Below are 25,858 nucleotides of genomic sequence, written 5' to 3' on the forward strand. Positions count from 1 at the left end.
ATCCAATTCTCCACCAGCGATGTCGCCGGTGGCACGTTGGCCCCTGAAACAAGTTGCCACTTGTCAGTGCACCCGATTCCGTCATTCCCGCGCAGGCGGGGATCCAGGGCCAGGCGCGGCACAAGTGCAAGGCATTCCTGGCACTTCCGGAGAGCATTCGCGCGGTGGTGCCGATATCCCGCAACTACCCTGGATCCCCGCCTGCGCGGGGATGACGGCCATCGGGCATTTGTCCCGAGAGGATAAACGCCAAACAAGTTCAGGGTGACGCAGGAGGCTGGTTCGAAGCGCTCCGGCCTGCCAGCCACATCCTTAGCCGGAATGTCGATTGGCCCCAGGGCTCCTAACTCCCTCTCCCCCTTTGGGAGAGGCTTCTAAATCTCCCCCCGCACCGCCAGGATCTGCACCCAGGGGTTGGGCTTCGCATCCCCCACGCGGTGCAGCGCGTTGCGGTCGTGATGGTCGAAGCTGCCCTGGCCCTTCACTTCGAGCGTGGTGTGGATGTCGTAGCTCCAGCCGCCCTCGTCGTCGAAGGCGATGTCGATCGTATAGGCATCGGTGCGGAAGGCATATTCGAGGAAATCGGTCGAGCAGATGCCGTAGCTGGTCTGCCCGCGCTTCGCCTCCACCCGGATTGCCTTGTCGCCCGGCGCGCCCTTGCCGGCGGCGAGCAGCACCTGGCCGCGCGGGATCGCCAGCGTCTGCAGGATCACGCCCGTGGCCGGCTCCCACAGCCAATAGCCCACCTGGTCGTGGAAGGTGATGTCCTCTTCCGCCGTGGTGATGTGGATATGGTAGCGCAGGCCGTAGAAGAGCTGCGGCCCGTTCGCCTGCGGGTCGATCGGCACGAATTCGATCCGCTCGATGAATTCGCGCTGCTCGGGCCCCTCGGCCTTCGGGTTGATGTCGACGCCCTTCCTGCCCTCCCAGCGGCCGGCGAGGCGCGCCAGGGGCCCCAGATTGGCGAGCGTGTTCGGATCGACGCCCTCGGGCTCGGTGAAGATGTCGAGCGGAAAGGGCTGCATCAGTTCTTCAGCCTGTAGCCGGTGCGGAAGATCGCGACGATAAGGCCCAGGCACAGCGCGAGGAAGCCGGCAGTGAAGCCCAGGCTCCAGCGCACGTCGATATCGCCGACATCCCCGAAAAAGGCCCAGCGGAAGCCGCTGATCAGATAGGCCACCGGATTGAACAGGCTGACCGTGCGCCACGGCTCGGGCAGGAAGCTCAGCGGATAGAAGCTGCCGCCCAGGAAGGTCAGCGGCGTCAGGATCAGCGCCGGCACCAGGTTGAGCTGCTCGAAGCCCTTGGCCCAGATGCCGATGATGAAGCCGAACATGCTGAAGCTGATCGAGGTGAGCAGCAGGAAGGCGAGCATCGCCAGCGGATGATCGACCCGGAGCGGCACGAACAATCCCGAGGTGAGCAGGATGATCAGCCCGATCACCACCGATTTGGTCGCCGCCGCGCCGACAAAGCCGATCACCAGCTCCACCGCCGAGATCGGCGCCGAGAGCAGCTCGAACACCGTGCCGGTGAATTTGGGGAAATAGATGCCGATCGAGGCATTGGCGACGCTCTGGGTGAGCAGCGACAGCATGATCAGCCCCGGCACGATGAAGCTGCCATAGGGCACGCCCTCGATCGAGGGGATGCGGCTGCCCATGCCGCTGCCGAACACGATGAAATAGAGCGAGGTGGTGATCACCGGAGTGGCGATCGACTGCCAGAGCGTGCGCAGCGTGCGCGCCATCTCGAACTTGTAGATCGCCCAGATGCCATGGAAATTGATGCCGGTCATGCGGCGGCTCCCTCGTTCGAGGTTTCGCGCTGCTCGACCAGCCCGACGAAGATGTCCTCCAGGCTCGACTTGGACGTGTCGAGATCCTTGAACGCGATGCCCATCTCGCCGAGCTTGCGGAGCAGCGAGGGGATGCCGGTGCGCTCGGCCTGGGCGTCGAAGGTGTAGCGCAGGCGCGTGCCCTCGTCCTCGAGGCTGAGATGCCATTCCTCGAGGCCGGCGGGGATCGCCGCCATCGGCTCGACCAGCGCGAGGTCGAGCTCGCGCTTGCCGAGCTTCTTCATCAGCGCGCTCTTGTCCTCGACGAGGAGCAGCTGGCCCTTGTTGATCACGCCCACCCGGTCGGCCATCTCCTCGGCCTCCTCGATATAGTGGGTGGTGAGGATGATCGTGGTGCCGCGCTCGCGCAGCTTGCCGATCATCTTCCACATGTCGCGCCGGAGCGAGACGTCGACGCCGGCGGTGGGCTCGTCGAGGAACAGGATGTCCGGCTCATGGCTGAGCGCCTTGGCGATCATCACGCGGCGCTTCATGCCGCCCGACAGCTCCATGATCTTGGCATCCCGCTTGTCCCAGAGAGACAGGTCCTTGAGCACCTGGTCGCAAAAGTCCTGGTCCGGCGCCTTGCCGAACAGGCCGCGCGAGAAGCGCAGCGCCGATCCGACGGTGGAGAACATGTCGACCGCGATCTCCTGCGGGACCAGCCCGATCTTCGATCGCGCGGCGCGCGGCTCGCGCACCGCGTCGTGCCCGGCGACCAGGATGGTGCCGGTGCTCGGCGTCACGATGCCGCAGATGATCGAGATGAGCGTGGTCTTGCCCGCGCCATTGGGGCCGAGCAGCGCGAATATCTCGCCCCGCCGGATCTCGAGATCGACGTGATCGAGCGCCTTGTGGCCTGAGCCATAGGTCTTGCTCACGCCCTTTATGGAAAGAATGGAAGTCATGATGCCCCCGGCCGGGAAAGGACCCGCTAAGTAAGCGCGGCAACGCGGCGCGGCAACCGCTCGGTACAAAAATCGAGGCAGTAGTTCCTCCCCGAGCTTGTCTCGGGGAGAGGAACCGCGGCGCGCAGCGGCGTGGCGGAGGGGCGGCGGCGGAACACCGCCGTCTACGACGGCGGCCCCTTCACCGTTCGCTGCGCAAATGGTTCCCCTCCCCCAGACAAGCTGGGGCGGCATTGGGGAGTTACTTCTTCCGCGCCTCGGCCACGGCGGCGGCGAGCCCGTCATAGTCGCGCATGCCGTAGAGCAGCCTGCCGCCGACCACCCAGCTCGGCGTGCCGGTCATCGCCAGCTTCTGGCCGAACTTGTGGTTGGCGAGGATCTCGCCCTCCACTGCCTTGGAGGCGATTGCCTGCTTCGCCCGGGCCATGTCGAGCCCGGCCTTCTGCGCCGCCGCCTCGATATTGCCCGCGCTCGGCCCGTCCGTCGCGAACAGCGCGTCGTGGAAAGCGGGGAACTTGTCCTGCTCGGCCGCGGCCAGCGCCCAGCGCGCGGCGACGAGGCTGTCCGGCCCGAGCACCGGATATTCGCGATAGACGACGCGCACGTTCGGATCGCGCTTCAGCAGCTCCGTGATCGCGGGCAGGCTCGCGCGGCAATAGCCGCAGGCATAGTCCATGAAGGCCACCAGGGTGACGTCGCCCCGCGGATTGCCGGCCCAGGCGCCGGCATAGGGCGTCTCCAGCTTCGGACGCTCGGCGGGGAGAGTCTTCTCGGCCGCGGCCGCCGCTTCCGCCTGCGCCTTCTCCGCATTGGCGCTCTGCTTCCGGTTGTAGCGCTCGACCGATTCGAGCAGCACCTCGGGATGGGCGAGCACATAGTCGTGCACCACCCGCTCCACGGCGCCGCGCGCGCCCATGCCGGGGATCAGCGCCTGGATGCCGGCGAACATGCCCGCGCCGAGCAGCGCACACAGGGCGAAAGCGCCGGCCAGCGCCAGCGGCGACCGCAGAAGCCGTTCGATCATTGCCTCTATCGGTCCTTCTTCTTCTTCCGGCTCTCGTCCCAGGCCGTCTGCGAAACCATGTTGATGTCCTGCGCCCGCACCCAGTCGGCCGAGCCCTGCGGGAGCCCGGCCATCGCGGCGCGCGAGCTCATCAGCGCGGTGCCGACATCCCCGATCAGATGCGCCCGCTCGGCCGTGGCGAGCGCGGTGCGCGGCTCGTCGCCCTTGCGATCATAGACGGTGCCTAGGTTCATCCAGGCAAAGGGATTGTCGTTGTCGCGCGCCACTGCCTGCTTGAGCACGCGCTCGGCCTCGGCAAGGTTCGCCTTGTCCTCGGTCGCGAGCAGCGCATGGCCGAGCGTGGAAGCGATCAGCGGCTGGTTGCCCGACAGGGCGGTTGCCTCGCGCAGCGGCTCGAGCGCCCCGCGCGGATCGCCCGATTCGAGCATGATCTGCCCCTCGAGTTCGAGGAAATAGGGATCCTTGGGCGCTGCCTTGACCAGCGCCTGGGTCTCGGCCGCCGCCTGCTCGGGATAGCCCGATTTGTGATAGGCATAGGCGCGGGCATAATGCGCCTGCACCGACTGGTCGCTCTGCGGATATTTTGTGAGCGTGTCCTTGGGATCGCTGACATAGCCGCGCAGCTTGGCCTGGACGCGCTTGAAGCGGCGTTCCAGATCCTGGTCGAGCGGCTTGTTCCAGCTCGGCGCGTTCATCAGGTCGGCCTTCAGCGTCTCGACGCGATCCTGCGACATCGGGTGGGTCTGGGCGAAGGGATCCACCTCCGGGCTGGTCGTGTAATAGCCATAGCGGTGCATCTGGGCCGTGAGCTTGTTGAAGAAGCTCAGCATGCCCTTGCCGCTGATCCCGGCGCTGTTGATGAACCGGGAGCCGGCCGCGTCGGCCGAGCTTTCCTGGACGCGGCTGAATGCCAGATACTTGCCGATCGCGGCGCGCTGGCCGGCCATCAGGATGCCGGTGCCGGCCTCGCCGCTGCCCGCCGCCATCGCCGCCACGCCGAGCAGCAGGCTGAGGATCGAGATGTTGGTATAGCCGCCGTCGTTCTGGAACACGGCATGGCCGCCGACGATATGGCCGATCTCGTGCGCGATCACGCCCTGCACTTCGTTGGCGCTGTCGGCGGCATCGATCAGGCCCGAATGGACATAGACGATCTGCCCCCCGGCGACGAAGGCGTTGATCGAGCTGTCGTTGATCAGCACTACCTTGGCATTGGCGGGCGACAGGCCGGCCGCGACGAACAGCGGCCTGGCCATGTCGTTGAGCAGCGCCTCGGTCTCGGCATCGCGCAGGATCGACTGGGCGGCCGCCGGCTGGATCCAGAGCAGCAAGACGGCCGAGAACAGGGCGAGGATGCGCTTCATGCCGTCCGTATCCTCCGATTTCCGACCGCGATCAATGGCGTTGGCCGTGCGCGTGCACCGATGAACCGCGTGTGAAGCCACGAAAAAGGGCGCCGGCCCAGCGGACCGGCGCCCCCTTTTCCTCAGGCCCGCGAATCAGGCGCCGAAGGTGCGCTGCCACCAGCCGCGCCGCGGCGTGCCGTCCTCGTTCTCGGCATCGTCCTCGGCGGCCTCGACCGGCGCGGTGTCCTGCGCCACCGGCACGGGCTCCTCTGCCGGCGCGGCGGCCGGCTCGGCTGCCACTGCCTTCTTGCGGGTGCGCTTCGGCTTGGCCGGCGCCGCTTCCGCCACCGGCTCGGGCACCGGCTCGGCCGGAGCCTCGACCGCGGGCGCGGCTTCGGCCTCGATGGCTTCCGCCTTCTTCTTGCGCGTGCGCTTCGGCTTGGCCGGGGCCGCTTCCGCCACCGGCTCGGGCGCCGGCTCGGCCTGAGCCTCGGCCACGGGCGCGGCCTCGGCTTCGGCGGCTTCCGCCTTCTTCCTGCGCGTGCGCTTCGGCTTGGCCGGGGCGGCTTCCGCCGCGACCGGTTCCGGCGCGGCTTCGGCCGGCTCGGCGGCATCGGCCGCGGCCTCGATCACCTCGTCACCGGCATCCTCGCCGCCAGCCTCGGCGCGATCGCCACGGCGGCCGCCGCGACGGCCACGGCGACGGCGCTTGCGGCCGCCTTCGCGGCCCTCGCCCTCACCTTCGCCGGCGCCAGCCATTTCCTCGCCCTCGCCAGCCTCGCCTTCCGCTTCGGCTTCCTCGCCGGCGTCGGCATCGGCCTCACCCTCGGCCGATTCGCCTTCCTCGCGACGGCCGCGGCCGCGGCCGCGGCGGCGGCGGCGGCGCTTGCGCCCGCCTTCGCCTTCCTCGCGTTCGCCACGACGCCCGCCCTCGGCCTCGGCCTCGAGCTCTTCCTCTTCCTCGTCGAGCTCCTCGATATACTCCTCGTCCTCGGGCTCCTCGATGAGCTTCTCGAACCTGGGCGCATGCGCCGGCGGCGGGCCCGAAGCCTCGACCGACATCCGCGCGCCCTCCAGCTCGCCGTCCGACAGGATCTCGACGGTCACGCCGTAACGGTCCTCGATCTCGGCAATGTCGGCGCGCTTCTTGTTGAGCACGTAGAAGGCGGCTTCCTGGCTCGCGCGCAGCGTGATCAGCGAGCCGCGGCCGCGCGCGGCCTCGTCCTCGATCAGGCGGAGCGCGGAAAGCCCGGCCGACGAAGCGGTGCGGACCAGGCCGGTGCCCTCGCAATGCGGGCACTGCACGGTCGATGCCTCGAGCACGCCGGTGCGCAGGCGCTGGCGGCTCATCTCCATCAGGCCGAACGCCGAGATGCGGCCCACCTGGATGCGGGCGCGATCGTTCTTCAGCGCCTCCTTCATCGCCTTCTCGACCTTGCGGACGTTGGACGAGTGATCCATGTCGATGAAGTCGATCACGACCAGGCCGGCCATGTCGCGCAGGCGCAGCTGGCGGGCGATCTCGTGCGCCGCTTCCAGGTTGGTCGCGGTCGCGGTCTGCTCGATATTGTGCTCGCGCGTCGAGCGGCCCGAGTTGATGTCGATCGAGACGAGCGCCTCGGTCGGGTTGATCACCAGATAGCCGCCGCTCTTCAGCTGGACTACGGGATTGTACATCGCCGAGAGCTGGTCCTCGACGCCGGCGCGCTGGAACAGCGGCACCGCGTCGGCATATTGCTTCACCTTCTTGGCGTGGCTCGGCATCAGGAGCTTCATGAAGTCCTTGGCCTGGCGATAGCCGTCCTCGCCCTCGACGATCACTTCGTCGATGTCGCGATTGTAGATGTCGCGGATCGCACGCTTGAGCAGATCCGAATCGCCGTAAACCAGCGCCGGCGCGGTCGACTTGAGCGTCTCCTCGCGAATCCCGTCCCACAGCCGGGCGAGGTAGTCGAAGTCGCGCTTGATCTCGACCTTGGTGCGCTGGAGGCCGGCGGTGCGGACGATGCAGCCCATGGTCGGCGGCAGCTTGAGGTCCGCCATGATGCCCTTGAGGCGCTTGCGGTCCGCGGCCGACGAGATCTTGCGCGAGATGCCGCCGCCATGCGCGGTGTTCGGCATCAGCACGCAATAGCGCCCGGCGAGCGACAGATACGTGGTGAGGGCCGCGCCCTTGTTGCCGCGCTCTTCCTTGACGACCTGGACCAGCAGCACCTGGCGCCGGCGGATCACGTCCTGGATCTTGTAGCGGCGGCGCAGGTTCATGCGGCGCTGGCGCAGGGCCTCGGCCGGGCTGTCTTCGCCGCCATTGCCCTTGCCGCGGCGCTTGCGCGAACGGCCGCCCTCACGGGCTTCCTCGCCCGGCTCGGCATCGGCGTCGGCCTCATACTCGCCTTCCTCGTCGTCGTGCGGGCGCTCGAGCACTTCCACGCCACCTTCGTCATGGTCGTGGTCGTGATCCTCGTCGCCATCCTCCTCGGCGCGCAGCGCGGCCTCCTCGGCGGCGTGCTCGGCCTCTTCGCGCAGCAGCGCTTCGCGGTCTTCCTTCGGGATCTGGTAATAGTCGGGATGGATTTCGCTGAAGGCCAGGAAGCCGTGGCGATTGCCGCCATAGTCGACGAACGCCGCCTGGAGCGACGGCTCCACTCGAGTCACCTTGGCCAGATAGATGTTGCCCTTGAGCTGCTTGCGCTCGGCGGACTCGAAATCAAACTCCTCGATTCGGCTTCCCTTGACGACCGCCACGCGGGTTTCCTCCCGGTGGCGTGCGTCGATCAGCATACGCATGGTCATTTATTGTTCTCCGGGCGCGCCGGCCCCAGCCCTCTGGATTGGTGTTGCGGAGGGCTCGCGCAGGCGCGCGATATGCAAAGCGGCCCTGGCCGGCGGATTCGCCGGCTGCGGTCTCGCTGGTTTCGAAAACTGCTGCTGCTCGCAGGACACGCGCGAACCGGTGGTCCGCCGACTCCGCCGCCATCACGCGGCCGGCCATCGGGGCCGGTCGGTGCGAGCGTTGCGGAAATTGCCTCATGCGAGCGTCAACCTGAACTGTCGCGGCAAGATGTGGCCGCGGGAAAGGGCCGGCGCAAGGGCCGGCCTGGGATTGCCTAGCATTACCGTGGCGGCGCGGCAACCTTGGCGCCAACCGGCAAGCCCTTGCCGCCGCTGCCGGCAAAAATATGCCGAATCATAAATTAACCGCATCGTTTCACGGCGATTTGAGGCGCGCCGCCTAGTCCGGACTGGTCAGGGCAGACGCGTAGTCAGAGTATCTCATCATGGTTTTGGGCTGGACCCCCGGAGCCCGGGCGCGGCATAGCGTCAGGGTGTTGTTCCTGCTCGCCTTGCTCTCCGGCTGGTTGACCGGAGTTCCCAGCTGGGCGGGCGTCGTGCAGGAAGTGCGAGTCAAGGGTGATCGGGTGATCGTCAGGTTCGACGAGCCCGTCTCGCAGGCGAGCGCCTTCATGCTCGCGGGACCGCAACGTATCGTTCTCGACGCCAGGGGCGCCGAGCCGGGCAATCGCGCCTATGCCGAAGGGCCGGTGGCGAGCATCCGCCAGGGCTCGCAAGGGCCCGAGGGCGCGCGGATCGTGCTCGACCTCGCGCGGCCGGCGATCGTGACCGAGGGCAGCTTCGGGCGCGACGGGCGCACGCTCACGCTGCAGCTGCGCACCGTGGACGACGCGCAGTTCGCCCGCGCCGCGGCCGAGCGCCGGATGCGCTTCCTGCCGCCCTTCTCCTATGTGCAGCCGGCCGGGCACAGCAGCTACAGCGAGACGATCGCCCTGCCCCGGCGCGCGCCGCCGGTGGCATTGCCCCATGTCTATGGCGCGGCCGATCGCCCGCTGGTGGTGATCGATGCCGGCCATGGCGGGCACGATCCCGGCGCGATCGGCGCCTTCGGCCTGCGCGAGAAGGACCTCACGCTCAAGACCGCGCTGGCGATCAGGGACGCGCTGATCGCCTCGGGCCGGGTGCGCGTGGCGCTCACCCGCGAGGACGATCGCTTCCTGGTGCTGCAGGAGCGCTACGGCCTGGCACGCAAGCTGGGCGCGGACCTGTTCATCTCGGTGCACTGCGACAGCGCCGGCAATGGCGAGGCGTCGGGCGCAACCGTCTACACGCTCTCCGAAGTCGCCTCCGACAAGGAAGCGGCGCGGCTGGCGGCACGCGAGAACAAGGCCGACATCATCGCCGGCGTCGATCTCGGCACGCAGAATCCGGACATCTCCTCGATTCTCATCGACCTCACCCAGCGCGAGACGATGAACGCCTCGGCCGGCTTCGCCCGGCTGCTCGGCCGCGAGGCCCAGCCGCTGATCCCGATCAAGGCCAATTATCACCGCATGGCCTCGCTCATGGTACTCAAGGCGCCGGACATGCCCTCGGTGCTGTTCGAGACGGGCTATATCTCGAACGCGGGCGATGCCGCCTTCCTCGCCTCGGACGAAGGGCGCAGGAAAGTGGCGCAGAGCGTGCGCAAGGCCGTGGAGATTCATTTCGCGACCCGCATGGCGTCGCGGACTTTGGCCTCTCGTTGATCACATCCCCTTCTGCTTCCTCCCCTCGGGGTTCATTATAGAGGGTGTGCGGGGAAGTGGTTCCGAAGGCGGCATAAAAGGGTTTCGGCGCGATTTACCCTGGCCGTCATCCCCGCAAAGGCGGGGATGACGGAGGAATTCTCGGGATGGCGGGGGAAAAGGTGCGATGCCGGCCACCAGACTCCCTGCTTCCTTCCGCTCCCAATCCTGCTAAACCGCGAGCCGCATGTCCGACGGTTCGACCACTTCCAGCATAAAGATGCGCATCAAGCGCGAGATCGGGGGCTTCAAGGGGCTGTTCGGCCGCGTGCGCCACCGCTGGTGGTTCCGGGTGCTGGCGGTGCTGGCACTGCTCGCCGGGCTGTTCGTGTTCCTCGTCTGGCTGTTCATCGCGCGCAACCTGCCCTCGGTCGACACGCTCAAGAACTACGAGCCGCCGCTCCCGACGAACGTCCGCTCGGTCGAGGGGCTGCCGATCCACAGCTATGCGCGCGAACGCCGCGTGCAGCTGAGCTTCGCCGAATATCCCAAGCTCCTCGTCGAGGCGTACATGTCCGCCGAGGACAAGACCTTCTTCGAGCATCACGGCGTCGATTTCCCCGGCCTCGCCCGCGCCGCCTTTCAGGGGCTGATCAGCGGCTCCACGCCGCGCGGCACCTCCACGATCACGCAACAGGTCGCGAAGAACCTGCTGGTCGGCAACGAGACGAGCTATCTGCGCAAGGCCAAGGAGGGCATCCTCGCCTGGCGCATGGAGGACACGCTCACCAAGCAGCAGATCATGGAGCTGTACCTCAACTCGATCGAGCTGGGGCGCAACGCCGGCGGAGTCGAGGCGGCGAGCCAGGCCTATTTCGGCAAGGAGCTCGACAAGCTCACCTTGCCGCAGATGGCCTATCTGGCGATCCTGCCCAAGGGCCCGTCCAACTACGACCCCGAACGCCATACCCAGCGCGCGCTCGATCGCCGCAACTGGGTGCTCGGCCAGATGCTCGGCAACGGCTTCATCGACCAGGCCCAGCATGACGCCGCGGTCGCGGCGCCGCTCGGCACCGTGCCGCGCCAGACCCCCCGGTTCGAGCGCGTCGGCGGCTATTTCACCGAGGAAGTGCGCCGCCAGCTGCTCGACAAGTTCGGCGAGACGGATGCGAGCGGGCCGTACAGCGTCTATTCGGGCGGCCTGTGGGTGCGCACCTCGCTCGATCCCAAGCTGCAGCAATATGCGCAAAAGGCGCTGCGCGACGGCCTGCTGCGCTATGATCGCGGCCGCGGCTGGTCCGGGCCCATCGGCCACGCGGATGCCGGCAACTGGCTCCAGTCGTTCCTCAACACCAATATCGGCCTGGACTATGAGGACTGGCGCGCCGGCGTGCTGATCGAGCGCGCGGGCGATGGCTGGCAGATCGGCTTCGACGACGGCACCACCGGCACGCTGCCCAAATGGGGCGCGACCATGCCGGTGCGCGGCCAGGGCGGCCAGGCGTTCGACGCGTTCAAGCCCGGCGACATCGTCGCGGTGGCGCCCGAGGCGGGCGACCAATGGTCGCTCCGCTCGATCCCCAAGGTCTCGGGCGGCATGGTGGTCGAGGATCCGCGCACCGGCCGCATCCTCGCCATGCAGGGCGGCTTCGATTCGCGCATCCAGGCGTTCAACCGCGCCACCCAGGCGCAGCGCCAGCCGGGCTCGACGATCAAGCCGATCGTCTATGCCGCCGCGCTGGAGCAGGGCATGACCCCGACCTCGATCGTGGTCGATGGCCCGTTCTGCGTCTGGCAGGGCGCCAATCTCGGCCAGAAATGCTTCCGCAATTTCGGCAATGCCCGCGGCGCCGGCCCCAAGACGCTGCGCTGGGGCATCGAGCAGTCGCGCAACCTGATGACGGTGCAGATCGCCAACCAGACCGGCATGGACCATGTCGTCGACCTGATGCAGCGCATCGGCGTGTCGCGGCAGAAATTCCCGCCCTATCTCAGCTATGCGCTGGGCGCGGGCGAGACGACCGTGCTGCGCATGGTCAACGCCTATTCGATCCTGGTGAACCATGGCCGCGCGCTCAACCCGTCGCTGATCGACTTCGTCCAGAACCGCAAGGGCGCGGTGGTGTGGCCCGAGAACTGGCGGCCCTGCGAAGGCTGCAACGCGCCCGACTGGAAGGGCGGCGCGATGCCGCGCCCGGTGAACCGCGCCAAGCAGGTGATCGACGCGCTCTCCGCCTATCAGATGGTCCATATCGCCGAGGGCGTGGTCCAGCGCGGCACCGCCACGGTGCTGCGCGACCTGAACCGGCCGATGATGGGCAAGACCGGCACCACTTCGGGGCCCACCGACGTGTGGTTCGTCGGCGGCACGCCGCAGATGATCGGCGGCCTCTATATCGGCTATGACACGCCGACCAACCTGGGCGGCTATGCCCAGGGCGGCTCGATCGCGGCACCGATCTTCAAGGAATTCGCCATCCCCGCCTTCGAGGGCATGGAGAAGATTCCCTTCACCGCGCCGCAGGGCATCCGCATGGTCCGCATCGATCGTGCCTCGGGCAAGCCGGTGACCGGCGCCTGGCCGACGAGCGACCCGCTCTCGGGCGTGATCTGGGAAGCGTTCAAGCCCGATACCGAGCAGCGCCGCGGCCGGCGCGAGCAGGACGAGACGCAGGAAACCAAGGCCGTCGAGAAGAAGGCCGCGCCGAAGAAGCAGGAAGGCGACAGCGACTTCTTGCAACGCGAGGGCGGAATCTACTAGCGCGCGTTCTCATATAGGTCGTCATCCCCGCGAAGGCGGGGATCCAGAGCCAAAGGCGACGCCGCTCGTTACCCTGGATTCCCGCCTTCGCGGGGATGACGAAGTAGTTAGTTCGAAAGGTAAAACCCATGCGCGCCGAAGCGCAGGCTCATGTCGACAACATCAAGGAGTCGCTCGCGCTGCTCCGCCGCTTCCTCGATTGGGACCGCGCGCTGCGCCGCCTCGACGAGCTGAACGCGCGCGTCGAGGACCCGACCTTGTGGAACGACGCGAAAAAGGCCCAGGACGTGATGCGCGAGCGCCGCCGCCTGGACGAGGCGATCACCGCCACCCGCGCGATCGAGACCGAGCTCAACGACACCGCCGAGCTGATCGAGATGGCCGAGGCCGAGGGCGACGAGGACATGGCGAGCGAAGGCACCGCCAGCCTCGCCGCGCTGGCCGAGCGCGCCGAGAAGGACAAGGTGATGGCCCTGCTCTCGGGCGAGGCCGATGCCAACGACACCTATATCGAGATCAACGCGGGTGCCGGCGGCACCGAGAGCAACGACTGGGCCGGCATGCTCCAGCGCATGTACACGCGCTGGGCCGATCGCCATGGCCTCAAGGTCGAGCTGATCGACTTCCATGCCGGCGAGCAGGCCGGCATCAAGTCCGCCACTTTGCTGGTCAAGGGCGAGAACGCCTATGGCTATGCCAAGACCGAGAGCGGCGTGCACCGCCTCGTCCGCATCAGCCCCTATGACAGCGCCGCGCGGCGCCACACCAGCTTCTCGAGCGTGTGGGTCTATCCGGTGATCGACGACAATATCGAAGTCGAGATCAACGAGAGCGAGCTGCGCATCGACACCTATCGCGCCTCGGGCGCGGGCGGCCAGCACATCAACACCACCGATTCGGCGGTGCGCATCACCCACCTGCCCACGGGCATCGTGGTGCAGTGCCAGAACCAGCGCTCGCAGCACAAGAACAAGGCCGAGGCCTATAACCAGCTGCGCGCCCGCCTCTACGAGCGCGAGCTGGCCGAGCGCGAGGCGGCCGCCAACGCGACCAACGCCACCAAGACCGATATCGGCTGGGGCCACCAGATCCGCTCCTATGTCCTCCAGCCCTATCAGCTGGTGAAGGACCTGCGCACCGGAGTCACGTCCACCGCGCCCTCCGACGTGCTCGACGGGGACCTCGACGCCTTCATGGCGGCTGCGCTATCGCAGCGCGTGACCGGCGAGACGGTCGAAGTGGAGGATGTCGATTGAGACCGGGCCTCGCCCTGCTCCTGGGATTGGCGCTGGCCGCATGCAGCGGCGGGTCGCCGCTCGACAATCGGGAAGAGGGCGCCCCCGCGATCAACAGCGGCTTCCCCGCCGCCGACCGGCCGGTCGCCACCATCCTGTCCCCGCGCTGGTCGACCGAGGAAGCGCGCGACCGGCTGAACGAAGCGGCGCAGGTGATGGACCTGGCCGGGATCAAGCGCGACATGACCGTGGCCGATATCGGCGCGGGCGAAGGCTATTACACCGTCCGCCTGGGCACCCGCGTCGGCAAGAAGGGTCGGGTCGTCGCCGAGGACATCGTGCCCGACACGATCCAGAAGCTCGCCGGCCGGGTGATCCGCGAGCGGCTCGACAATGTCAGCGTGCGCCTGGGCCTGCCCGCCGATCCGCGCCTGCCCGAGAACAGCTTCGATCGCGTCCTCATGGTCCATATGTACCATGAGATCGAGAGCCCGTACGAGTTTCTGTGGCGGCTCCGCCCCGCGCTCGCGCCCGACGGCCAGGTGGTGGTGGTCGACGCCAATCGCCCGACCCAGGATCACGGCACGCCGCCGGCGCTGCTCAAATGCGAGTTCGCCGCGGTGGGCTATACCCTGTCCTCGATCCGGCCGATGCCCTCGGCCGGCGGCTATATCGCGATCTTCCAGGCGCAGGGCGAGCGGCCCGAGCCCAGCGCGATCCGCGCCTGCAAGAGCGGCAAGACCGCCACGCCGGCCAGCATGTCCAGGGAATCAAAGGAGCCCTAGGTTGCGGAAGCTGGTGGTGCCGCGCGCCGCGACCACCAGATGATCCAGCAGCCGCACGCCCAGCGTATCGAGCGCGCGGGCAAGCCGGTCAGTCGCCGCGCGATCGGCCTGGCTGGGCGTGGGATCGCCGCTCGGATGGTTGTGCGCCATCACCACCGCAAAGGCATGGAAGGCGATCGCGTCGGCCGCCACGTCGCGGATCGGCAGGTCCAGCCGGTCGCGATGCGCCGAGCGGACATGGCGCAGGCCCAGCACCTGCTGGTGCCGGTCGAGATAGGCGAAGGCCATCACTTCCACTGTCTCGCGCGCGAGCGGCCCGAACAGCGCGCCGGCGGCCTGGGCATCGGCAAGGCGCAGGGGCGGGTTCTCGGCACCGGAAAGCATCGTGCGGCGCTGCCATCCGCCACGCGCCGGCCGAAGCACGACCCGGTCCGTTCCGGACCGCGAGCCCGGGTATTCCCAGATGCGCGTTTTCTCCACAATGGAGGCATCTCGCCCGCTTGGCGCCGCCGGGGCGCGGGGCTAGTCTGGGCCCATGCAGCAATATCTCGACCTGATGGCGCGCGCGCTGGAGCACGGCGCCGAGCAGATGGACCGGACCGGCACCGGCACGCGCAGCGTGTTCGGCCATCAGATGCGCTTCGACCTGGCAAAGGGCTTCCCGCTGCTCACCACCAAGAAGCTGCACCTGCGCTCGATCCTCATCGAGCTGCTCTGGTTCCTGCGCGGCGACACCAATGTGAAGTGGCTGCAGGAGCGCAAGGTCAGCATCTGGGACGAATGGGCCGACGAAGCGGGCGAGCTGGGCCCGGTCTATGGCAAGCAGTGGCGCGACTGGGAAGCGGCGGACGGCCGCCATATCGACCAGATCGCCGAACTGATCGAGACGCTGAAGACCAATCCCCATTCGCGCCGCATGATCGTCTCCGCCTGGAACCCGGGCGAGCTCCACGCCATGGCGCTGGCGCCCTGCCACTGCCTGTTCCAATGCCATGTCGCGAACGGCAGGCTGAGCCTCCAGCTCTATCAGCGCTCGGCGGACATCTTCCTGGGCGTGCCGTTCAACATCGCCAGCTATGCGCTGCTCACCCACCTGCTCGCCCAGCAGGCGGGGCTGGAAGTGGGCGACTTCGTCTGGACCGGAGGCGATTGCCACCTCTATTCGAACCATCTCGACCAGGCGCGCGAGCAGCTCTCGCGCACGCCGGGGCCGATTCCGCGGCTGGAGATCCTCCGCAAGGCGCCGTCGATCGACGCCTATGAATATGAGGATTTCGCGATCCACGATTACGTCGCCCAGCCGCACATCAAGGCGCCGGTGGCGGTATGATCCGGCTGGCCGCGCTGGCCCTGCTGGCGCTGGCGCCGGCCGCGGACCAGGAGGCCGGCCATCAGGTCGTCCCTTCCCGGGCCGACCCCGCGGTCAAGGCGTTCGACGATCCCAGCTACATCTTCGCCGGAGACCGGCTGCCGGCGGATGCGCCGCTCGCGGTGTTCCTGCCCGGCACCAACGGCAAGCCCGCATATAACGCCAATCTGATGCGCTTCGTCGCCGGGCTCGGCTACCGGGCGATCGCGCTCGGCTATGACAATGATCCGGCCGTGGTGCAGGTCTGCACCGCCGACCCCGATCCCGATTGCGCGAGCGACTTTCGCGAGATGCGTGTCTTCGGCACCGGCAAGTCCAGGACGGTGGCCAACCCCCGGGCCGAGGCCATCGTGCCTCGCCTGGTCGCGCTGCTCCGCCTGCTCGAGCGGGAGCAGCCCGGCCGGGGCTGGGGCCGGTATCTCGACGGCGACAGCCTGAACTGGGGCGCGATCCTCTTCTCCGGCCAGTCGCAGGGCGCGGGCATGGCGGCCTGGATCGCCAAGCGCCACAAGGTCCGCCGCGTCGTGCTGTTCTCCAGCCCCTGGGAGACCAGCGGCCGCCAGCGCCGGCCTGCGCCCTGGATAGCCGGGCCCAGCGCCACGCCGGTCGCGCGCTGGCAGGCAGCGTACAACCGCCGCGAGAACACGGTGCCGCTGATCCGGGCGGCCTATGCCGCGCTCGGCCTGCCGGCGGCGCAGGTGCATGTGCTGACGCTCGACCTGCCGCCGGGCTTCGGCGCGAACAGCCCCAATCCCTATCACGGCGCCGGCATCCGCGACCCGCGCTATGCCGAGATATGGCGCACGATGTTCGGCAAGGGCAGCGACGCGCCCGAGTGACGCCGCGACATGCGGAGCCCGGCGAGGCAGCATCGGCAAAGGGTTCCCATCTCGAGTCGCATCTGCTTGTGTCGGCGGATGATCCCTGCCTCGCGCCTGTCCCCACCCCTTTTCAGCCGCGACGCCGGAGCCCCGCCATGCCGCTGATTTCCTTCCATCTCGCCCGGGCCGACAATGGCGTGATCGGCATCGACGGCCGGCTGCCCTGGCACCTGCCGGCCGATCTCAGGCGCTTCAAGGCGCAGACCATGGGCAAGCCGATGATCATGGGGCGCAAGACCTTCGAGAGCTTCCCCGCCCCGCTGCCCGGCCGCCGCCACATCGTGCTGACCCGCGATGCCGGCTGGCGGGCCGAGGGCGCCGAGGTCGCGCATTCGCCGGCGGAGGCGCTGGCGCTGGCCGGGCCGGGCGAAGTCGCGGTGATCGGCGGCGCCGAGATATTCGCGCTGTTCGCGCCCGACCGGATCGAGCTCACCGAAATCCACGCCGCGCCGCCGGGCGACGCGATCGTCCCCGCTTTCGGGGTTGAATGGCGTGAAGTTGCGCGCGAGGATTTCCCCGAGGAAGCGGGGCGCCCTGCCTATAGCTTCGTGACGCTGGAGCGGGTGGGATGAAGAAGAAGATCCTCTGGGGCGTGCTGATCATGCTCCTGCTGGCCGTGGTCGGCTTTTTCGGCTTCGCGCCGGGCATCGTCGAGGGCAGCATGAACAAGGTGGTGCCGGTCAAGCTCGCCAAACCGAGCGACGCAGTGAAGCAGCTCCACGCCTCGCTCCAGATCGCCGACATGCACGCCGATACGCTGATGTGGCGCCGCAGCCTGCTCGAGCGCTCGAACACCGGCCAGGTCGACTTGCCCCGGCTGATCGAGGGCAATGTCGCGCTCCAGGTCTTCTCCTCGGTCACCAAGACGCCCAAGCATCAGAATTACGACGCGAATTCGGGCGATACCGACAATATCACGCTGCTCACCATCGCCCAGCTCCAGCCGCCCAAGACCTGGACCTCGCTGCTCGAGCGCTCGCTCTTCCATGCCCGCAAGCTCGATCGCGCGGCAGCGGGATCGAACGGCAAGCTGCGCGTGATCCACAGCCCGGCCGATCTCGACCGGCTCCTCGCCGATCGCGCGGCGGGCCGGAAAGTGGTGGGCGGCATGCTCTCGATCGAGGGGCTGCAGGACCTGGAGGGGCAGATCGCCAATCTCGACAAGCTCCACGCCGCGGGCTTCCGCATGGCCGGGCTCGCGCATTTCTTCGACAACGACATCGCCGGATCGATGCACGGCATCCACAAGGGCGGGCTCACGCCGCTCGGCCGCCAGGTGGTGGCGCGGATGGAGCAGCTCGGCATGATCGTCGACATCGCCCATTCGAGTCACGAATCGGTCGCCGAGATCCTGGCGATGGCCAAGCGCCCGGTCGTCTCCAGCCATGGCGGCGTGCAGGCGACCTGCAAGGTGAACCGCAACCTGACCGATGCCGAGATCCAGGGCGTGGCGCGCACCGGCGGCGTGGTCGGCATCGGCTATTGGGACGCGGCGGTCTGCGGCACCGAGCCGGCCAATGTCGTCCGCGCGATCCTGCACGTGCGCGACCTGGTGGGGATCGACCATGTCGGGCTCGGCTCGGATTTCGACGGCGCGGTGACGACCGGCTGGGATTCGTCGCAGCTGATCGCGATCACCGGCGCGCTGGTCGATGCCGGGCTCTCGCCCGACGACATCCGCAAGGTGATGGGCGGCAACGTGCTGCGCGTGATCCGCGCGGGGATCGTGGCGGGACAGTGAAGGCCCTCCCGCAGGGGGAGGATTTGATCGCCACGCTCGCCCCCCCTATAGGCGCGCGGATGGAGCGGCTGGACGGCGGCTCGGCGGTGCCGTCCCGCTATCGGGGGGCGATCGTCGCGCTGGGCAATTTCGACGGATTTCACCTGGGGCATCAGGCCGTGGTCGGCCGCGCGGTCGCGCGCGCCCGGGCCGAGGGGCGGCCGGCGCTGGTCGGCACCTTCGATCCCCATCCGCAGCGCTATTTCCGCCCCGACAGCCCCTGGTTCCGCCTCACCACCATGGACCAGCGCCAGCGCCTCCTCGTCGAAGCGGGAATCGACGCGATGCTGGTCTTCCCGTTCAACGCCGCGCTGGCGGCGCTCAGCGCGCGCGGCTTCGCCGAGGAGCGGCTGGTCGGCTTCATCGGCGCGGGCGGCGTGGTGACCGGCGGCGACTTCACCTTCGGCAAGGGCCGCGAGGGCGATGTGGCGACGCTCGCCGCGCTTGGCGCCGAGCTGGGTTTCTCCGCCGAGACGGTGGCGCCGGTCCGCCTCGACGGCGAGATCGTCTCGTCGAGCCGCATCCGCGAGCATCTGCGCGAGGGCCGCCCGGCCGAGGCGGCGCGGCTGCTCACCCGCCCCTTCGCGATCGAGGGCGTGGTCCAGCATGGCGACCGGGTCGGCCGCACGCTCGGTTTCCCCACCGCCAATCTCAGCCTCGCCAACTATCTGCGCCCGGCCTACGGCATCTATGCCGTGCGCGGGCGGCTGGCCGATGGGCGCGTGCTGGGCGGCGTCGCCAGCCTCGGCATCCGCCCGACCTTCGAGCCGCCGGTCGAGCTGCTCGAGCCGCATTTCTTCGATTTCGACGGCGACCTCTATGGCCAGACGATCGAAGTGCAGCTGATCGACTATCTGCGCCCCGAGGCGAAGTTCGATTCGCTGGAGGCGCTCACCGCGCAGATCGCCGCCGACGCGGCGCAGGCGCGCGCGCTGCTTGCCCGATAGGAAAAGACGCGCCCGCACGCATGCGCCAGCCCCCGAAATCGCCCGTCCGGCGCGGCATCAGAACATCTGCTTTGCATGCCGCGCGGCTTCCTCTAATTCCCGCGCACCCATGAGCGACCAAAAAGACTATCGCGAAACCGTCTTCCTGCCGAAGACCGAGTTCCCCATGAAGGCCGGACTGGCCCAGAAGGAGCCGGCCATCCTCGCGCATTGGGAGAAGATCGGCCTCTACCGGAAGCTGCGCTCCCAGCGCGCCGGCCGCACCCGCTTCATCCTGCACGACGGCCCGCCCTATGCGAATGGCGACATTCATATGGGCCATGCGATGAACAAGGTCCTGAAGGACATCGTCGTCCGCTCGCAGAGCCTGATGGGCAAGGACGCGCCCTATATCCCCGGCTGGGACTGTCACGGCCTGCCGATCGAGTGGAAGGTCGAGGAAGCCTATCGCGCCAAGAAGCTCAACAAGGACGAAGTCGACCCCGTCGCCTTCCGCGCCGAATGCCGCGCCTATGCCGAGAAATGGGTGGGCGTGCAGCGCGGCCAGTTCGAGCGGCTGGGCGTGATGGGCGACTGGGCCAGCCCGTATCTCACGATGAACTATGAGAGCGAGGCGATCATCGCCGGCGAGCTGCTCAAGTTCGCCGAGAGCGGCCAGCTCTATCGCGGCGCCAAGCCGGTGATGTGGTCGCCGGTCGAGAAGACCGCGCTGGCCGAGGCCGAGGTCGAGTATGACGACATCGTCTCGACCCAGATCGACGTGGCGTTCGAGATCGTCGAGGCGCCGAACGCCCCCGAGCTGGTCGGCGCGCATGCAGTGATCTGGACGACCACGCCGTGGACGATCCCGGTGAACCAGGCTTTGGCCTATGGGCCGGAGGTTGAGTACACGCTCCTGCAGATCGGCGGAAAGCGCTGGCTGATCGCCGAAGCCCTTGTCGAGACGTTCCTGAAGCGCCTCGCGGCGACCAACCTGGCGGCACGCAGTTTCGATTGGGATGGCGGCGACCTCGCCGCCTCCGAAGATCTGAGATCGCTCAAGGGCTCCGACCTCGCCGGCGCCGTCGCGCGCCACCCGATGCACAAGCTCGGCGGCTTCTTCGCCAAGCCGCGCCCCTTCCTGCCCGGCGACTTCGTCACCACCGATGCCGGCACCGGCCTCGTCCATATGGCGCCGGATCATGGCGAGGACGATTTCCTGCTCTGCAAGGCGCATGGCATCGATCCGGTGTTCGCGGTCGACGCGGCGGGCATGTACCGGCCGGACTGGCTGTGGCTCGGCGGCCAGGGCTCGGTGATCAACAAGAAGTTCGTCGCATCGGACGGCCCGATCTGCACCGACCTGCGCGAAGCGGGCGCGCTGCTCGCCGCCTCGGACGATTTCCCGCACAGCTATCCGCACAGCTGGCGCTCCAAGGCCAAGGTGATCTTCCGCTGCACCCCGCAATGGTTCATCCCGATGGACCGGCCGAGCACCGCCACGCACGACACAAGCTGGGACGAGGAATCGCGCGACGCCGCCGCCTCGAACGGCGCCACGCTGCGCGGCATCGCGCTCGACGCGATCGAGAATACCCGCTGGGTGCCGGAAAAGGCGCAGAACCGCATCCGCGCGATGGTGGAGGGCCGTCCGGACTGGGTGATCAGCCGCCAGCGCGCCTGGGGCGTGCCGATCGCGCTCTATGTCCATCGCCAGACCGGCGCGTATCTCCGCGATCCGGAGGTCAACGCCCGCATCCTGAACGCCTTCGAGACCGGCGGGGCCGATGCCTGGTTCCAGGCGGACCATCAGGCGCTGCTCGGCCCGCGCTACGACCTCGCCCATTATGAGGTGGTCACCGACATTCTCGACGTCTGGTTCGATTCGGGCTCGACGCACAGCTTCGTGATCGAGGCGCGCTACGGCGCCGGCACCCGCGCCAACCTCTATGTCGAGGGTTCGGACCAGCATCGCGGCTGGTTCCAGTCGTCGCTGCTCGAATCCTCGGGCACGCGCGGCCGGGCGCCCTATGACGCGGTGCTGACGCACGGCTTCGCGCTCGACGGCCAGGGCAAGAAGATGTCCAAGAGCCTGGGCAACGTCGTCGATCCGCTCAAGATCATCGGCGAGAGCGGCGCGGACATCCTGCGCCTCTGGGTCGCGCAGACCGATTATTTCGAGGATGTGCGCATCGGCAAGGAAGTGCTGGCCGGCACGGGCGACGCCTATCGCAAGATCCGCAACACCTTCCGCTACCTGCTCGGCGCGCTCGACGGGTTCGGCGAGGGCGAGCGGATCGCAGTGGCCGAGATGCCCGAGCTGGAGCGCTACATCCTGGCCAGGCTCGCCGAGCTGGATGCCGAGCTGCGCGGCGCGGCCGATGCCTTCGAGTTCAACCGCTACAGCCGCGCGCTCACGGATTTCATGAACGAGGACCTCTCGGCCTTTTTCTTCGATATCCGCAAGGACTGCCTCTATTGCGACGCGGAGGGCTCGGCCAAGCGCCGCGCCTATCGCACCGTGCTGGACGTGCTGTTCCACGCGCTGGTCCGCTATGCCGCGCCGATCCTCGCCTTCACGGCCGAGGAAGTGTGGCAGGCGCGCTTCCCGAGCGCGGACGAATCGGTCCATCTGCTCGAATGGCCGGTGCTGCCCCGGGGCGCGGCGGTGGAGAGCGACTGGAACGCGATCCGGGCGCTGCGCCAGCAGGTGACCGAGGCGATCGAGCCCTATCGCCGCGAGAAGCAGGTCCGCTCCAGCCTCGAGGCGGAAGTGACCGTGCCCGATCTGCCGGCCTCGGCCGAGGATCTCGCCGAATTGTTCATCGTCTCGGCAGTGACGAAAGGCGAAACGGTCACGGTCATGCCCACCCAGCGCCATAAATGCGGCCGGTGCTGGCGGCATCTCCCGGAAGTTGCGCAGGACGGCGCCTTGTGCGACCGCTGTGCCGGGGTGGTGGAATGAACGTGACTCGTGGAATCGGCTTCGCCGTGGCGGCCCTGGTTTTCGTCATCGATCAGGTGACGAAGCTGCTCGTCGTGCGCGCGCTCGGCGTCGACCTCAAGTTCGTCCAGACGCTGATCAGCCAGAAGCTGGGGCTCGACGGGCTCAACCATGTCCAGGAAGTGCTGCCGATCTTCGACCTGCGCTTCGTCGCCAATATCGGCGTGTCGCTCGGCCTGTTCGCCGCGAACAGCGACGCGACTCGCTGGCTGCTGGTGGCGCTCACCGGCGCGATCGCCGCGGGCGTGGTCTGGTGGATGTTCCGCGAGAAGAAGCTGCCGGATATCTGCGCGCTCGGCATGGTGCTGGGCGGGGCGCTGGGCAACATCCTCGATCGCGCCCGCCTCGGCTTCGTCGTCGATTTCGCCGACCTGCATTTCGGGGCGTGGCGCCCGTTTTTGGTCTTCAACGTCGCCGATGCGGCGATTACCATCGGCGTGCTGATCCTGTTGATCCGCGCCCTTCTAGTGCGCGATAAGGCCGCAGGCGACAGCCCGGCCGCTGTGGAGAATGAAGTCAATGCGTAAGACCGTTACCATCGTGAGCGCCATTGCGCTCGCGGCATCGCTCTCCGCCTGCGGCAAGCGTGGCTATGACCGTTCGCGTCCCGACGAGTTCGCGGTGGCCCGCCAGGCGCCGCTGGTGATCCCGCCCGATTTCTCGCTGGTGCCGCCGCAGCCGGGCGCCCCGCGTCCGCAGGAAGGCAATCCGGCCAACCAGGCGCTCGACGCGATGTTCGGCGGCTCGGCCGCGCGCAGCCCGGGCGAGCAGGCGATCATGGACCAGTCGGGCAGCACCGGCGCCGATCAGAGCGCGCGCTCGACCGCGGGCAGCCCGGCCACGACCGTGATCGACAAGGGCTCGACCACGCGCGACATCGTCGCGGCGCCGGAAGGCGACGGCAAGGACGCCAAGGCCAGCACGCCGAAATAAGCGGCACCCGCCCTATCCCGAATGAAGAAAGCGCCGGCCCGCATCCCCATGCGGGCCGGCGCTTTCGCATGGCCGGGAGCGGGGGCGGGGAGCAGCGCGCCGCTCCCCCTCTCCCCAATATCAGAAGGCGACGCTCACCGAGCCGAGGATGCCGCCCTTGGCCGCGTCCTTGCCGCTGGGCGTGATGAAGTTGGTGTCGGTGTCGACATAGGAGACGCCGAAGGTCAGCGACTTCCAGGTCGCCGTCGCCCCCAGCGACCAGTCGGTATATTCGCTGGTCGGCCCCGACAGCCAGCTCGGGCCCCAGGTGTGGCCGAGATGGGCAGTGAGGCCGATCGGCGTCCTGGGGATCCCGACCGAAAGGTCGCCGGCCAGGTAGAAATTGTCCTGCTTCCGCAGCAGCCCGCTCTGGCCCTGGTCGAGCGCCAGCGCCTTCTGCTTCGGCGCATAATTGCCGGTGATCTTCGCAGTGGCCGGCCCGATCGCATAGCTGACCGAGGCATAGGGCTCGAGGAAGTCCGACGAACTCCGGTCGCCGGTGAAACCCGGGCGCGTGCCCGGATAGACATAATAGAGCGCCCCGACATCGACCGTGACGCCGCCGTCGAACGCATGCTTGTAGCCGGCGATCAGGTCGAGCTCCTGATGCGCGGTGCCATGGACGGTGACATAATCGTCGATCGACGAGCCCCAGACCGAGACATAGAAGCCCGATGCATGCGCGACGGTGATGCCGCCCTGCACGGCGAAATTGCCGTCGGTCTGCGAGATGCCGCGGAACTTATAGTCGCTGACCACGCCGACGCTGCCGCTGATCGTCACGGCGGGCGGCGGATCGGTCTGGTCCTGGGCGATTGCGGGGCTGGCCGCGGCCACGGCCGCGAGCGCGGCGAGGCTGATCATGGTGTAGCGCATGGAATACCCTTCCCGTTGTTCAAAAAAGGGTTCCCGCCTGCTGCTCCGGTACGGCGTCGACTGGAGGCTCATCGGCCTGCGCTGCTTGCGAAGCCCGGCTGTCTTGCCGCACCACGCTGCACCGCACAACATTAATTGCTGTTCCGTCACGGGATCGTGACAAACTGTTGCTGGGTGGCAACAGCCCGGCCCCGGCAAACGAAAACGGCCCGCTCCCCGGTGGGGAACGAGCCGCAAACGGAGCCCGGAAAGGCGGGATCAGCGGATCTGGACGACCGCGTCCACTTCCACCGCCACGCCCAGCGGCAGGGCGGGCACGCCCACGGCGCTGCGGGCATGGCGGCCGGCATCGCCGAACAGCGCCTGCATCAGCTCAGAGGCGCCATTGGCGACCTTGGGATGGTCGGTGAAGTCCGCGGCGGAATTGACGAACACGCCGAGCTTCACGATCCGCTCGACGCGCGACAGGTCGCCATCCAGATACTTCTTGATCTGCGCGACCAGCATCAGCGCGCAGCGCTGCGCCGCCTCGGTGCCGAACGCCAGGTCGCGATCCTCGCCCAGCCGCCCGGTCATCAGCACGCCGTCCTTGAAGGGAATCTGGCCCGAGACGTGGAGCAGGCCGTTCGCCTCCACCACCGGGACATAGGCGGCGACGGGAGCCGCGGCTTCGGGAAGGGCGAGGCCGAGTTCTTCGAGCTTGCGATCGACATGCGTGGTCATGGCCCCGCTCAACCACTCGCCGCGTCGGCGGTCAAGCCCGCGTCGAAGCGCGCCTCGATCCAGCCCAGCGCCTCGCGCCAGTCGTCGATCCGGGCATGGGCATGCGGCGCTTTCGCCACGCTCGGCGCCAGGCTCGGCTCGGCGACCATGTGGAGGCGAAACACGCCCGGCGCATGCTTGGCCACCGATTCGTGATGGACCGCGAGATCGTCGACGAACACGGTGACGCTCGGCCGATATTCCTCGATCAGCCGCGCCACCGGCGATCCCTTGCCGCCCTGGTTGCACTCCACCCGGTGCGCGATCCCGTGATTCGTCAGCTGGGCGATGCGATGCGCACGGCAATGATCCTGCAGGTTGGTCAGCACGACGATATCGGCGCGCCCGGCCAGCGCGGCCAGCGCCTCGCGGGCATGCGGCACCAGCGTCTGGCGCTCCATCTCGGCGGGGAAGAAGCCGTCGAGCAGGCCCCACATCTCCTCGCGCTCCACCACGGCCGAATCGGCGCGGCGGCGCATCGAATTGGCGAAATCGCCGCCATCGGGCGTGAACTCGATATCGTGCGTCTCGCCCAGCCACACGCCGAAATGGCGCACCATGTGGAGCAGGACTTCGTCGCAATCGGTGATCAGCAGGGGCTTCATGATCTTTCCAGCGTCGCCCGGGCGGCGACCAGTTGTTCCGGGCCGATGTCGAGTGCCGCCGCGCAGGCGACAAGATCCGGCTCGTAGGATTCGAGGAACGAGAGAGTCGCGGCGAGCACCACCGCCTCGCCCGCCCGCCGCCGCAGCTCGGCAGGATCGAGGCCGGTGAGCTCGAGCAGGCGCCGTGCCCGCGATTCCTCGCCCAGCGTCCACACAAGCGCCTGCAGCGCCAGCGCTTCCGCATTTGTTTCCGCGCCCGCCATACCC

General features: G+C 68.1%; 23 protein-coding genes. 12 read left to right on the top strand and 11 right to left on the bottom strand.

All coding sequences use genetic code 11. From position 1 onward, the window contains the following. Positions 1-374 precede the first annotated feature (374 nt). The 6 genes from ACIQCS_RS07880 to ACIQCS_RS07905 all read right to left on the bottom strand — a co-directional run bounded on the left by ACIQCS_RS07880 (position 375) and on the right by ACIQCS_RS07905 (position 7,908). Positions 375-1,025 (bottom strand): heme-binding beta-barrel domain-containing protein, encoded by a 651-nt coding sequence (locus ACIQCS_RS07880; protein ID WP_345849775.1) that lies wholly within the window; start codon positions 1,023-1,025, stop codon positions 375-377. Further along, a complete protein-coding gene (locus ACIQCS_RS07885; RefSeq protein ID WP_345849774.1) occupies positions 1,025-1,798 on the bottom strand; it encodes an ABC transporter permease in 774 nt (257 codons plus the stop codon). Before ACIQCS_RS07885 ends, ACIQCS_RS07880 begins: the two co-directional genes overlap by 1 nt. Further along, on the bottom strand, positions 1,795-2,745 hold the full coding sequence (locus ACIQCS_RS07890) for an ABC transporter ATP-binding protein (protein WP_345849773.1): 951 nt from the start codon (positions 2,743-2,745) through the stop codon (positions 1,795-1,797). Before ACIQCS_RS07890 ends, ACIQCS_RS07885 begins: the two co-directional genes overlap by 4 nt. Before the next feature lie 241 nt (positions 2,746-2,986). After that, on the bottom strand, positions 2,987-3,769 hold the full coding sequence (locus ACIQCS_RS07895; RefSeq protein ID WP_345849772.1) for a DsbA family protein: 783 nt from the start codon (positions 3,767-3,769) through the stop codon (positions 2,987-2,989). Positions 3,770-3,774: 5 nt separating this feature from the next. Beyond that, positions 3,775-5,133 carry a M48 family metalloprotease gene (locus ACIQCS_RS07900; protein WP_345849771.1) on the bottom strand — a complete coding sequence of 453 codons (1,359 nt, stop codon included), beginning with the start codon at positions 5,131-5,133 and terminating at the stop codon, positions 3,775-3,777. Positions 5,134-5,268: 135 nt separating this feature from the next. Further along, positions 5,269-7,908, bottom strand: coding sequence for a ribonuclease E/G (locus ACIQCS_RS07905; protein WP_345849770.1), 2,640 nt, complete (start codon positions 7,906-7,908; stop codon positions 5,269-5,271). 485 nt (positions 7,909-8,393) lie between these two features. On the opposite strand from ACIQCS_RS07905, the gene ACIQCS_RS07910 reads away from it, so the two are divergent. The 4 genes from ACIQCS_RS07910 (at position 8,394) to ACIQCS_RS07925 (ending at position 14,416) form a co-directional block, all read left to right on the top strand. Further along, a complete protein-coding gene (locus tag ACIQCS_RS07910) occupies positions 8,394-9,656 on the top strand; it encodes an N-acetylmuramoyl-L-alanine amidase (RefSeq protein ID WP_401530540.1) in 1,263 nt (420 codons plus the stop codon). Between the two features lie 226 nt (positions 9,657-9,882). Continuing rightward, the gene (locus ACIQCS_RS07915; protein WP_345849768.1) at positions 9,883-12,396 is read left to right on the top strand and encodes a transglycosylase domain-containing protein; all 2,514 of its coding nucleotides are present in this window, start codon (positions 9,883-9,885) and stop codon (positions 12,394-12,396) included. A 128-nt stretch (positions 12,397-12,524) separates the two neighbouring features. Further along, positions 12,525-13,652 (top strand): peptide chain release factor 2, encoded by a 1,128-nt coding sequence (gene prfB / locus ACIQCS_RS07920; protein WP_345849767.1) that lies wholly within the window; start codon positions 12,525-12,527, stop codon positions 13,650-13,652. Further along, positions 13,649-14,416 (top strand): class I SAM-dependent methyltransferase, encoded by a 768-nt coding sequence (locus ACIQCS_RS07925; protein ID WP_345849766.1) that lies wholly within the window; start codon positions 13,649-13,651, stop codon positions 14,414-14,416. Before prfB ends, ACIQCS_RS07925 begins: the two co-directional genes overlap by 4 nt. Here ACIQCS_RS07925 and ACIQCS_RS07930 read toward each other — a convergent pair. Further along, the gene (locus ACIQCS_RS07930) at positions 14,402-14,839 is read right to left on the bottom strand and encodes a JAB domain-containing protein (RefSeq protein ID WP_345849765.1); all 438 of its coding nucleotides are present in this window, start codon (positions 14,837-14,839) and stop codon (positions 14,402-14,404) included. The genes ACIQCS_RS07925 and ACIQCS_RS07930 overlap by 15 nt on opposite strands. Positions 14,840-14,951: 112 nt before the next feature. Here ACIQCS_RS07930 and ACIQCS_RS07935 point away from each other — a divergent pair, with 112 nt between their 5' ends. The 8 genes from ACIQCS_RS07935 (at position 14,952) to ACIQCS_RS07970 (ending at position 23,309) form a co-directional block, all read left to right on the top strand. Beyond that, positions 14,952-15,746, top strand: a complete 795-nt coding sequence (locus ACIQCS_RS07935) for a thymidylate synthase (protein WP_345849764.1) — start codon at positions 14,952-14,954, stop codon at positions 15,744-15,746. Beyond that, entirely contained in the window at positions 15,743-16,624 is an 882-nt protein-coding gene (locus ACIQCS_RS07940; protein WP_345849763.1) for a BPSS1187 family protein, read from the top strand. The genes ACIQCS_RS07935 and ACIQCS_RS07940 overlap by 4 nt, the downstream gene beginning before the upstream one ends. Before the next feature lie 143 nt (positions 16,625-16,767). After that, complete coding sequence (locus ACIQCS_RS07945) at positions 16,768-17,238, top strand: dihydrofolate reductase (protein WP_345852043.1); 471 nt, start codon at positions 16,768-16,770, stop codon at positions 17,236-17,238. Next, positions 17,235-18,407 carry a dipeptidase gene (locus ACIQCS_RS07950; protein WP_280277838.1) on the top strand — a complete coding sequence of 391 codons (1,173 nt, stop codon included), beginning with the start codon at positions 17,235-17,237 and terminating at the stop codon, positions 18,405-18,407. The genes ACIQCS_RS07945 and ACIQCS_RS07950 overlap by 4 nt, the downstream gene beginning before the upstream one ends. Before the next feature lie 59 nt (positions 18,408-18,466). Beyond that, the gene (locus ACIQCS_RS07955) at positions 18,467-19,393 is read left to right on the top strand and encodes a bifunctional riboflavin kinase/FAD synthetase (protein ID WP_345849762.1); all 927 of its coding nucleotides are present in this window, start codon (positions 18,467-18,469) and stop codon (positions 19,391-19,393) included. A 109-nt stretch (positions 19,394-19,502) separates the two neighbouring features. Continuing rightward, positions 19,503-22,337 carry an isoleucine--tRNA ligase gene (ileS, locus tag ACIQCS_RS07960; protein ID WP_345849761.1) on the top strand — a complete coding sequence of 945 codons (2,835 nt, stop codon included), beginning with the start codon at positions 19,503-19,505 and terminating at the stop codon, positions 22,335-22,337. Continuing rightward, complete coding sequence (gene lspA, locus ACIQCS_RS07965) at positions 22,334-22,903, top strand: signal peptidase II (RefSeq protein WP_401530543.1); 570 nt, start codon at positions 22,334-22,336, stop codon at positions 22,901-22,903. The genes ileS and lspA overlap by 4 nt, the downstream gene beginning before the upstream one ends. Beyond that, the gene (locus tag ACIQCS_RS07970; protein ID WP_280277832.1) at positions 22,896-23,309 is read left to right on the top strand and encodes a DUF3035 domain-containing protein; all 414 of its coding nucleotides are present in this window, start codon (positions 22,896-22,898) and stop codon (positions 23,307-23,309) included. Before lspA ends, ACIQCS_RS07970 begins: the two co-directional genes overlap by 8 nt. A 120-nt stretch (positions 23,310-23,429) precedes the next feature. Here ACIQCS_RS07970 and ACIQCS_RS07975 read toward each other — a convergent pair whose 3' ends face one another. The 4 genes from ACIQCS_RS07975 to ACIQCS_RS07990 form a co-directional block, all read right to left on the bottom strand. After that, on the bottom strand, positions 23,430-24,224 hold the full coding sequence (locus ACIQCS_RS07975) for a TorF family putative porin (protein WP_345849759.1): 795 nt from the start codon (positions 24,222-24,224) through the stop codon (positions 23,430-23,432). Between the two features lie 258 nt (positions 24,225-24,482). Beyond that, positions 24,483-24,947, bottom strand: a complete 465-nt coding sequence (locus ACIQCS_RS07980; RefSeq protein ID WP_345849758.1) for a RidA family protein — start codon at positions 24,945-24,947, stop codon at positions 24,483-24,485. Between the two features lie 8 nt (positions 24,948-24,955). Continuing rightward, positions 24,956-25,591, bottom strand: a complete 636-nt coding sequence (locus ACIQCS_RS07985) for an HAD family hydrolase (RefSeq protein WP_345849757.1) — start codon at positions 25,589-25,591, stop codon at positions 24,956-24,958. Continuing rightward, a complete protein-coding gene (locus tag ACIQCS_RS07990) occupies positions 25,588-25,854 on the bottom strand; it encodes a DUF3572 family protein (protein ID WP_345849756.1) in 267 nt (88 codons plus the stop codon). The genes ACIQCS_RS07985 and ACIQCS_RS07990 overlap by 4 nt, the downstream gene beginning before the upstream one ends. Positions 25,855-25,858: the final 4 nt, after the last annotated feature.

This window comes from Sphingomonas sp. NPDC092440 (assembly GCF_044754985.1).
In the GTDB taxonomy this organism is placed as follows: Bacteria; Pseudomonadota; Alphaproteobacteria; order Sphingomonadales; family Sphingomonadaceae; genus Sphingomonas.

Coding starts and splice junctions, on each gene's coding strand:
- ACIQCS_RS07880 (WP_345849775.1), bottom strand. CDS start 1,025: ATGCAGCCCTTTCCGCTCGACATCTTCACCGAGCCCGAGGGCGTCGAT.
- ACIQCS_RS07885 (WP_345849774.1), bottom strand. CDS start 1,798: ATGACCGGCATCAATTTCCATGGCATCTGGGCGATCTACAAGTTCGAG.
- ACIQCS_RS07890 (WP_345849773.1), bottom strand. CDS start 2,745: ATGACTTCCATTCTTTCCATAAAGGGCGTGAGCAAGACCTATGGCTCA.
- ACIQCS_RS07895 (WP_345849772.1), bottom strand. CDS start 3,769: ATGATCGAACGGCTTCTGCGGTCGCCGCTGGCGCTGGCCGGCGCTTTC.
- ACIQCS_RS07900 (WP_345849771.1), bottom strand. CDS start 5,133: ATGAAGCGCATCCTCGCCCTGTTCTCGGCCGTCTTGCTGCTCTGGATC.
- ACIQCS_RS07905 (WP_345849770.1), bottom strand. CDS start 7,908: ATGACCATGCGTATGCTGATCGACGCACGCCACCGGGAGGAAACCCGC.
- ACIQCS_RS07910 (WP_401530540.1), top strand. CDS start 8,394: ATGGTTTTGGGCTGGACCCCCGGAGCCCGGGCGCGGCATAGCGTCAGG.
- ACIQCS_RS07915 (WP_345849768.1), top strand. CDS start 9,883: ATGTCCGACGGTTCGACCACTTCCAGCATAAAGATGCGCATCAAGCGC.
- prfB (WP_345849767.1), top strand. CDS start 12,525: ATGCGCGCCGAAGCGCAGGCTCATGTCGACAACATCAAGGAGTCGCTC.
- ACIQCS_RS07935 (WP_345849764.1), top strand. CDS start 14,952: ATGCAGCAATATCTCGACCTGATGGCGCGCGCGCTGGAGCACGGCGCC.
- ACIQCS_RS07940 (WP_345849763.1), top strand. CDS start 15,743: ATGATCCGGCTGGCCGCGCTGGCCCTGCTGGCGCTGGCGCCGGCCGCG.
- ACIQCS_RS07950 (WP_280277838.1), top strand. CDS start 17,235: ATGAAGAAGAAGATCCTCTGGGGCGTGCTGATCATGCTCCTGCTGGCC.
- ACIQCS_RS07955 (WP_345849762.1), top strand. CDS start 18,467: ATGGAGCGGCTGGACGGCGGCTCGGCGGTGCCGTCCCGCTATCGGGGG.
- ileS (WP_345849761.1), top strand. CDS start 19,503: ATGAGCGACCAAAAAGACTATCGCGAAACCGTCTTCCTGCCGAAGACC.
- lspA (WP_401530543.1), top strand. CDS start 22,334: ATGAACGTGACTCGTGGAATCGGCTTCGCCGTGGCGGCCCTGGTTTTC.
- ACIQCS_RS07970 (WP_280277832.1), top strand. CDS start 22,896: ATGCGTAAGACCGTTACCATCGTGAGCGCCATTGCGCTCGCGGCATCG.
- ACIQCS_RS07975 (WP_345849759.1), bottom strand. CDS start 24,224: ATGCGCTACACCATGATCAGCCTCGCCGCGCTCGCGGCCGTGGCCGCG.
- ACIQCS_RS07980 (WP_345849758.1), bottom strand. CDS start 24,947: ATGACCACGCATGTCGATCGCAAGCTCGAAGAACTCGGCCTCGCCCTT.
- ACIQCS_RS07985 (WP_345849757.1), bottom strand. CDS start 25,591: ATGAAGCCCCTGCTGATCACCGATTGCGACGAAGTCCTGCTCCACATG.
- ACIQCS_RS07990 (WP_345849756.1), bottom strand. CDS start 25,854: ATGGCGGGCGCGGAAACAAATGCGGAAGCGCTGGCGCTGCAGGCGCTT.